General features: G+C 40.2%; 8 protein-coding genes. 4 read left to right on the top strand and 4 right to left on the bottom strand.

From position 1 onward, the window contains the following. Positions 1 to 980: recombinase (locus WS42_RS13845; protein ID WP_046451278.1), on the bottom strand; the 980-nt coding region annotated here is incomplete at its 3' end. Between the two features lie 323 nt (positions 981 to 1,303). Further along, complete coding sequence (locus WS42_RS13840; protein ID WP_013612051.1) at positions 1,304 to 1,549, bottom strand: coregulated in stationary phase A; 246 nt, start codon at positions 1,547 to 1,549, stop codon at positions 1,304 to 1,306. A 268-nt stretch (positions 1,550 to 1,817) separates the two neighbouring features. Between WS42_RS13840 and WS42_RS13835 the strand changes: the two genes are divergently transcribed. Continuing rightward, the gene (locus tag WS42_RS13835; protein WP_022159277.1) at positions 1,818 to 3,116 is read left to right on the top strand and encodes a DEAD/DEAH box helicase; all 1,299 of its coding nucleotides are present in this window, start codon (positions 1,818 to 1,820) and stop codon (positions 3,114 to 3,116) included. A 133-nt stretch (positions 3,117 to 3,249) separates the two neighbouring features. On the opposite strand, the gene WS42_RS13830 is transcribed toward WS42_RS13835, so the two are convergent. Next, complete coding sequence (locus WS42_RS13830; RefSeq protein WP_087394764.1) at positions 3,250 to 3,780, bottom strand: DUF7935 family protein; 531 nt, start codon at positions 3,778 to 3,780, stop codon at positions 3,250 to 3,252. Between the two features lie 244 nt (positions 3,781 to 4,024). Between WS42_RS13830 and WS42_RS15690 the strand changes: the two genes are divergently transcribed. Together WS42_RS15690 and tnaA are read left to right on the top strand one after the other, a co-directional pair. Further along, positions 4,025 to 4,138 carry a hypothetical protein gene (locus WS42_RS15690; protein ID WP_228026163.1) on the top strand — a complete coding sequence of 38 codons (114 nt, stop codon included), beginning with the start codon at positions 4,025 to 4,027 and terminating at the stop codon, positions 4,136 to 4,138. 232 nt (positions 4,139 to 4,370) lie between these two features. Beyond that, entirely contained in the window at positions 4,371 to 5,750 is a 1,380-nt protein-coding gene (gene tnaA / locus WS42_RS13825) for a tryptophanase TnaA (RefSeq protein WP_022159279.1), read from the top strand. 91 nt (positions 5,751 to 5,841) lie between these two features. Here the strand turns inward: tnaA and WS42_RS13820 are convergent, their stop codons facing one another. Beyond that, positions 5,842 to 6,450 carry a DUF4251 domain-containing protein gene (locus WS42_RS13820; protein WP_013612046.1) on the bottom strand — a complete coding sequence of 203 codons (609 nt, stop codon included), beginning with the start codon at positions 6,448 to 6,450 and terminating at the stop codon, positions 5,842 to 5,844. Between the two features lie 285 nt (positions 6,451 to 6,735). Between WS42_RS13820 and WS42_RS13815 the strand changes: the two genes are divergently transcribed. Beyond that, on the top strand, positions 6,736 to 7,469 hold a 734-nt coding region (locus WS42_RS13815; RefSeq protein ID WP_046451277.1), incomplete at its 3' end, for a tRNA modification GTPase.

Here is a 7,469-nt window from a genome sequence, read left to right as displayed (position 1 = left end):
AGAGGGACACGTACCGTGACCGGATTCCCTTCTTTTGTTTTCTTGGGAATGTATTCTATGGCTTCATTAACCACATTTAGTTTGGTCATACGGTATAGGTCGCTCACTCGACAGCCTATCAGTGTTTGGAATATAAATATATCCCTCTGTATTGCCAGTTGCGGAGTGGCTGATAGGTCGGCATTGAAAATTCTGTCCCTTTCTTCAAGTGTTATATAATAAGGTGTACCGTATGTACATTCTTCTATCGGAAATTTGTCGAAAGGTCTGTTTGTGGTATGCTTGTTGTCGAAGCACCATAGGAAGAACGTGCGTATCCTTGAAAAACAGTCAATCAGTGTATTCTTGCTTCTTGGTTGTGGTGTTCTCTTTTCGGGGATGGTTTCATAAATACTCGGATAAAGTTCATAGTATTGGTATTCGTTCTGAAAGAAATCCCACATATCCCGAAGTGTGTCTGGTGTTACCAAATCCACATCGAGGACAAAGTCTTTTTGTCCTCTCTTTGTTTCCCTTACATAGAGTTCATAACGCAGTAGGGCTCTTTTGACAACTCGGAAATTTTTCTTTCGCACTTCTGATAAAGGGTGCTTGTTTAGAAATTCATCGAATAGTTCTCCGGTGGTAGGTTTGATAACCACTTGCTCTGGCATGAAGTATTTTTCTGGATGGTAGAATTTATCAAGTGTTATTTTTAGCCACTCTTTGTTTATGGTTTCCTTTTCCTGTTGATACACCTTTTCTATATAGGTTTTCAAATGGCGTATCTCTTCGTTTATATGAGTACGCATCTCTTCATTGCAGACTGCTTTTGTTTTTACACATTCATCTTTATCATCCCATAGGTTAGGATTGATAGCCAACTGGGTAGGAGCAACGGAGTCTAATTGCCTACCGTTTCTAAAGCGTACATAGATTGTAGCCATTGATTCTGTATCATATCGCTTGGCTGCTTTTTTAATGATAAAGGTTACTTTCATGGGCGTACGGGTTAAGTTTCTATTCTGATACAAATATAGATATTTTCCCCACATTTTCCCCACATCTGCTGAATATTTTGCAATTTGATTAACCGAGATTAAAATTTAATCTAATTGTAAATGCTTGAAATATAGTTGGATTGCTGTGCTTTTCTGCGCTTTTCTTTTTACCTGCATTTTCCCCACTTTAATTATTTCAAATGCGGGTCTGGATACCGATGGGGTAGAGATATTGATATCTTCAAAACGATAGACTATCGTATGTATTTATCTGCCGGAGGTATATGTGCTGACTTTTAAAAGAATACAAAATGCTCTTTTATTTAACATTCAAGCATTTCTTTGGCTTTTTCCAGGATCGTAGTATCGTCTAATTTTACTATGCCCCCATTCGGACCTTGCTCAATATGTAAACCGACAGCCTTGCCCTCATCATAATGGTCTCCACCAAAATAATTACGTACTGTTTCTACGTCGAGTCCCAGTTCGTCCGCAATTTTTTGCATACTCCCTGAGGGCAACATGTCTTTGATTTGTCTCAACTCATTGAAGGTAATCATTGTAGTCATATCTCAAAAGTTTTATGGTTTATCAGTGGAATAAATATAGGACTAAATCTCTGAATAAACAAGTAAAACGTTTGCGAATTTCACATAAAAAAATTAATAAAATCAATTATTTGTGTAATCTATTGATATTAAGTGTATTTCTGTAATACTCAGAATGTCTGTGAAAATTGTTTCCTTACCGGATAACTTTTTGTACTTTTGTAGAGAAAAAACAGGATCGGTCGGATCTTATCCGACCGATGAATTGAATTTCTAATGCATTGTATACATGACTTTTAATGAATTGAATATTAGCAAACAGATCTTGATGGCTTTGGAAGATGCCGGATTTGAACAACCGACACCGATTCAGGAACGGGCTTTCCCTGTCATTCGTTCCGGAAAGGATGTGATTGGAATAGCCCAGACGGGGACCGGTAAAACTTTGGCTTATCTGATTCCTTTGCTGATGAAACTTCATTATGCGCAGGGAAATTACCCACGTGCATTAGTGATTGTACCTACCCGTGAGTTAGTGGTGCAGGTATGTGAGAGTGTAGAGTTGCTGACGGAGTATATGGATATCCGTTGTGTCGGCATTTACGGAGGAACGAATATCCGGACACAGCAAGCTGCGGTATACGAGGGAGTCGATTTGTTGGTAACGACTCCGGGACGTTTTATGGATATTTATATGAATGGCATTATCCGTACCCCTCAGATTAAGACTGTGGTTGTCGATGAGGCTGACCGATTGATGGATATGGGGTTTATGCCTCAGCTCAGAAGTATTCTTGAGGTAGTACCCGAGAAGCATCAGACTTTACTGTTTTCCGCGACCTTTTCAACTACAATTGCTGAATTGGCAGCAGAATTTTTGGCTCCGGAACCGGTCCGGATAGAGACAGGTAACCCGACGACTCCGGTAGAATTGGTTACCCAGCTGCGCTATGATCTTCCTAATATTCAGACTAAAATCAACTTATTGAAGTTACTTCTCACGGATAAAGAAGAATTTCGCAGGGTCATGATATTTACCGAAACAAAGAAAAATGCCGATCGGATTGTGGAGAGACTGGGCGACCACTGGAAGGGGGAACTGAGTGTACTGCATTCGAATAAGGCCCAGAATTCCCGATTAAATGCTTTGAAAGCATTTAAAGAAGGAAAGACTCGGATCATGGTTTCTTCAGATGTTGCGGCACGTGGAATCGATGTGCAGGATGTCAGCCATGTCATCAATTTCGATATACCTTCTATTCCTGAGGAGTATATCCACCGCATCGGACGTACTGCCCGTGCCGGAAAGGAAGGAACGGCTATCAGCTTCGTGACAGAAAAAGAAGAGCCGAAATTCGAAGAAATCGAAAAGCTGATCGGGCAGCAGGTCGAATGGGCTGCCTTACCGGAAAATCTGGTGATCTCAGATGTCTTACTTGACGACGAAAAAGTACAGACTTCGAATATTGTCTATCAAAAAGGTAAACCGAAAGGTGGTGGAGCTTTCCATGCCAAATCAGCCAAAAATAGTAAAACGCCCCAGAAAGTACGTAAAGACCGAACCAAAGAGGGAAGACGGAAAAAGTAGGAAAGGCTGAAAGCAATAAAGCTAAATGCTATAGGCTAAAAGCTGAAAAAATAATTTTAACTTTGCGTCATAGCCTCTAGTCTTTAGCTTCTAGCCTCTAGCCTCTAGCCTTTAGCCTCTAGTTTTATCACTTTTATTGTATTTCTGCCTTGACGATTTTTGAAATCTGATCTCCTTTCAGGTCCGACGAAATATAATGCTCTAAAATTTTTCGGGCCAGATCGCTGGCTGTTGCTTGGGGAGGACAGGAGGTGGCTGCACTATTGATCAGCGTAATGATATTATCCTTGAAATTGACCGTGACCTCCCAGGCATTTTCGCTTAAATAAAGCTGCTGGGAAAGATTATATTCAAATTCTTTCCGAATTTCGTTGATCAGTAATAATTGATATTCCTGATAAGGAAGAGAGGGAGAAAGGGTACGGGGGATAAACGAATCCGGCTTTATTCTTTCAATAAATAGAATAATCCTTTCATAAGCTAATAATTTCAGATTAAATAGCGTTTGTGAAGTAGACGACGTATTCGCTTGCTTTTCCTGAGTAGTTTGCTGTACCTGTTTATTTACCAGAATTTCTAGTAAAGCAACAGCCTTCCTGACCAAGGGATACAGTAAAATAACAAATAAGACAAGGGGAATCAAAAAGTAAGTGGTGATGTTCATCGTCTTTATTTTTTGCAAATATAAAAGATATAGCTTGTTTTTAAAAATTTCTTATCGGCTGTTTTGAAAATAACTATTGAAGTAGTTGTATAATTATTTTTATAGTTGTGCGTTTGTGTAACGATACTTGGATGGGATAACTAAAAATGAGTGAATAATGAATAAAATGGAGGAATTAACGAAGGCAGAATTGCAAATCATACAAATCCTTTGGAATATCGGTAAGACTTATTAATATTATCCTTTGGTCAATCGGGAGGATTATATGGAACGGTATATGAATAGTGTGGTCAATAATTTTTTTAGTGGTTCGGTGAAAGTTGTAGTATCTTTTTTGTTCAAAACTTGTCATTTCTAAATTATTTTATATTTTTGCAATCGTATGCAACGCAGTGGAAACATATTGCCTTTAAACCGGCTTTTTCTGAATATTAAAAAGCGCGATGAGTTTAATTTCTGAAACTCATTTATTCTTGTTGTTCTATATTTTCTGTTTAAAAGGTCCTGAGGTGAGGATGTCTGTAAAGAGTTATAGATAACTTTCCGGTTTTGTTTTGTTATTTTTTGTTTAAAACTTAATTTATATTGTTATGGAATTACCATTTTCAGAATCATTTCGGATTAAGATGGTGGAAACCATCCGTAAAAGTACACGTGAAGAACGTGAACAATGGATTAAAGAGGCTAAATACAATCTTTTTAACCTGAAAAGCGACCAGGTATTCATTGATCTGCTGACCGATTCGGGTACCGGGGCTATGAGCGATAAACAATGGGCTGAGCTGATGTTGGGAGATGAAAGCTATGCCGGAGCCCGTTCTTATTATAAGATGAAGAATGCTATCAAGGAAATTCTGGGATTCGATTATTTCTTACCGACTCACCAGGGACGTGCTGCGGAGAATGTTTTATATTCTACCATTATCAAAGAAGGAGATGTGTTGCCGGGCAATTCCCATTTCGATACTACGAAAGGACATATTGAATTCCGGAAAGCTTTGGCTATCGATTGTACTATCGACGAAGCAGCTGATACGCAGTTGGAAATTCCGTTTAAAGGCAACATGGATCCTACCAAGCTGGAGGAAGTATTGAAAAAATATCCCAAAGAAAAGATCCCTGCAGTCGTATTGACCGTTACGAATAATACCGCCGGAGGTCAGCCCGTATCTATGCAGAATATTCGGGAAGTATCTGCCCTTTGTAAAAAGTACGGAGTGAACCTGCAGATCGATTCTGCCCGTTTTGCAGAGAATGCTTATTTCATTAAAACAAGGGAAAAAGGGTATGAAAACAAATCCATCAAAGAGATTGTAAAAGAAATGTTCTCTTATGCCGATATCATGACCATGTCTTCGAAAAAAGATGCGATTGTGAATATGGGTGGATTTGTAGCATTCAAAAGCGAAGAGTTGTGGAAAAAATGCCAGATGTTCTGTATCATGAACGAGGGGTTTATTACCTATGGCGGAATGTCGGGCCGGGATATGAATGCTTTGGCACAGGGATTGGATGAAGGTACTGAATTCGAATACCTCGAAACCCGGATTAAACAGGTGGAATATTTGGGGGCGAAATTGGATGAATACGGAATACCTTATCAGCGTCCTGCCGGTGGACATGCGATTTTTGTGGATGCCAAGAAAGTACTTACTCATGTACCTAAAGAAGAATTTATCGCTCAGACGTTGGGAGTAGAGTTGTATCTTGAAGCCGGAATCCGTGGTGTGGAGATCGGTTCGATATTGGCCGACCGGGATCCGGTAACCCGCGAAAACCGTTATCCCCGCCTGGAATTATTAAGGCTGGCTATTCCGCGCCGTACTTATACCAATAATCATATGGATGTAATAGCTGCTGCACTGAAAAATGTATATGATCGCCGCGAATCCATTACCCGTGGTTATGTAATTACGAAAGAATTTCCGATCATGCGCCACTTTACTGTCGAATTGGAAAAGGCAAAATAATTAGATTAACAACGATCGTAAAAAGGCGCCCCGCAAGGCGCCTTTTATTTTACCGGCTTTAAGTATAAAGCCGTAATTTATAAACTTCCGGTCAATAACTGATGAATCCACTTCTGAAGATTCCGGATTGTGAGGTGGGAACAAGAGTTCCGGAGAAAGTCAGGTTATTACCGTTCATCATCGGGTAAACCGTTGCATTGGCATAGTTACTGCCTGCACTCAGATTGACCACAACCTGGGCGGTTAAAGCGATTCCGTTCACATAGAAGGAATAAGTGATATTTCCATGTTTATCCGTATTGGTGGTGATTTGTGAAGGAGTACCCTGTACGGTGATTCCACCAAGACCGTTCGGACCAGCAATGCCGTTGAAAGCTAACTGTACATACACGGTATTGCCTTTAAATTGGATGAAGTTGGTATTGTCGGATACAGGTATAGCTGAACCTCTGGGGCCATAAAGTGTACTGGCCATTAATACCCAATTCCGGTCTTTCAAAGCATCTACAGCAGCGTTGAAAGCTTGTTGGTTAGCAACCTCACGGGCTTTCTTGCGAAGATCCCGCTTCACTTGTCGTTGTTGTTGTTTGGTTAGCTCCTGATAATGAGTCGGAGTTTGTGTTCCTTGTACCTGTGCTTCGCTATGGAAAGCGGGCAGCATAAATACAGATACCAGCAATAAAAATAATACTCGTTTCATAATAGGTCGTTTTTATTTAGTTGTTTTATATTATATCCGGTTATTCAGATTGTTATCATATATCACCGTTTATTAATTTCCCTCATATACGTGTTAATTTCTCCAATAGTTTTCAACCTGTATTTAAAAAAGTATAAAACTTCGTTTCTGTCATGTCAGTAAAAAAGAGTACTTTTGTCAGAAATAGCTGTTAGGAAAGGTTTTGCATATTTTATGCCATATTGGGAATGACGCTTCTAAAAAAATGATAAAATTGATTTTATAAAACGATAAATTCTGGCTATCATGGAAACTTCTGAGGTAATTTGCGCTGTATCGACGGCTCCCGGAATCGGAGCTATCGCAGTTTTGAGAATGTCCGGGACGGGTTGTATCGCTCTTACCGACCGGATTTTCGAGTCTCCATCCGGGAAAAAACTGACCGGCGCGAAAGCGAATACAGTGCATTTCGGCAGGATCCTTGAAGAAGGTTGTTTGTTGGATGAAGTCCTGGTGACTATTTTTCATGCACCTCATTCATTCACAGGGGAGGAGTCTGTAGAAATCGCTTGTCATGGCTCCTTGTATATCCAACAGCGTTTATTGCAGCTGTTGGTGAATCAGGGGGCCCGGCTGGCTACTCCCGGCGAATTTACGCAACGGGCTTTCCTGAACGGAAAAATGGATTTGTCGCAGGCAGAAGCGGTTGCAGACTTGATCGCCTCTTCTTCGGCTGCATCGCATCGGATGGCTCTGAAGCAAATGAAAGGTGGCTTTTCAGCTGAATTGATGAAATTGCGGGCCGAATTGTTACATATTACTTCCTTGCTTGAGTTGGAGCTGGATTTTTCAGAGGAAGATGTTGAATTTGCCGATCGTTCGGAATTGAGACGTATTGCCGGAAATATCGATGAATTACTGACCCGCTTGTGTAGATCTTTTTCTTTGGGAAATGTGATTAAAAATGGGGTACCTGTAGCTATTGTCGGCAATACGAATGTAGGAAAGAGTACCTTGTTGAATGCTTTGTTGCGTGAGGA

Source organism: Odoribacter sp. N54.MGS-14, from assembly GCF_000980295.1.
Lineage (GTDB): Bacteria > Bacteroidota > Bacteroidia > Bacteroidales > Marinifilaceae > Odoribacter > Odoribacter splanchnicus.
The sequence above is the reverse complement of the archived record's forward strand: the minus strand, read 5'-3'. Positions and strand labels throughout refer to the sequence as shown.